The 942-nt window shown below is 47.1% G+C and carries 2 protein-coding genes; both read right to left on the bottom strand.

The features are described from left to right. Positions 1-360, bottom strand: a 360-nt coding sequence (locus C5470_RS21990; protein ID WP_166291908.1) for a conjugal transfer protein TraG N-terminal domain-containing protein, incomplete at its 3' end; no start/stop codon positions are given. Further along, positions 357-731 (bottom strand): hypothetical protein, encoded by a 375-nt coding sequence (locus tag C5470_RS21985; RefSeq protein ID WP_166291907.1) that lies wholly within the window; start codon positions 729-731, stop codon positions 357-359. The genes C5470_RS21985 and C5470_RS21990, both read right to left, overlap by 4 nt. Positions 732-942: the final 211 nt, after the last annotated feature.

Here is a 942-nt window from a genome sequence, read left to right as displayed (position 1 = left end):
AAGCGACGATATCACTGACGCATAACCCGTTTCAGCCGGTTTCGGTGTCCAAGTACCACAACTTTTTGCCCGCGAGTCATCATACGTAATGGTACTCAGACTCACATTGACCAACGGCACACAGCAAGCAATCATCACCAGAAAAGCACCATACAAGGTGTTTTCAATCCGGGTTACTGAGAGCATGCCCTTATTCCCTTCATCCTCCCCTTCTTCCCGGACTTTCAGCCAGATACCTATAATTTTAAATGTCAGCGGCAGCACAAATAACCCGGTGGCCAACAGCACATTCCACAAGCCATTATTCACCATCCAACCCAGCAGGGTCAGAAAATATTCCAAATAGCTGTAAGTTGTCATGACTGCTCTCCGGAGACGAAGAACATGGCATACTCACAACATCCCACAAATCCCAGCGAAATTAGCACAATCCGTTTCAAAGCAGCTTTCTGTGTTAACGGCAATGGGGATCGCCAAAGCTGCCACATGAAACAGGCAATAACACTGTACATGACCAATCGCCAGGCCAGCCAGCCGTAACGGGTCGTGTACATCCAATGTTGTAAAGCATTGAACTGAGACGGATACGCCAAGCCAACTGCGGCAACAAGTAACATGCCCCCCATCATCAACGTGACGATTAACCCTCGTCTGAGATTCCGTTTCAGTCCTGCAATCAACCACTGTTTAGTGTCAGCAGGCACCCGGATTTCACTTTGCTCAGACATCATTATTGTCCTTCACGTCCTTTTGGCGGCACAGACAAGGTATTAATACGACTGTCGGTATTATCGATGGATTGCCGTTGCAGATTCATTCTTCCATATGAAAGGTTGAAACCACCGACTTTAGTCGGTCAGCTTTAGCTGAGATACTGTGTTGCATGGGAGGTGCAACATGGATTACAGATACGGTAGTCACACAGTATTTCAGATTGAATAC

The sequence above is a fragment of the Photorhabdus stackebrandtii genome, from assembly GCF_011189495.1.
Classification (GTDB): domain Bacteria; phylum Pseudomonadota; class Gammaproteobacteria; order Enterobacterales; family Enterobacteriaceae; genus Photorhabdus; species Photorhabdus khanii.
Note: the sequence above shows the minus strand (reverse complement) of the source record. Positions and strands in the feature narration are given on the sequence as shown.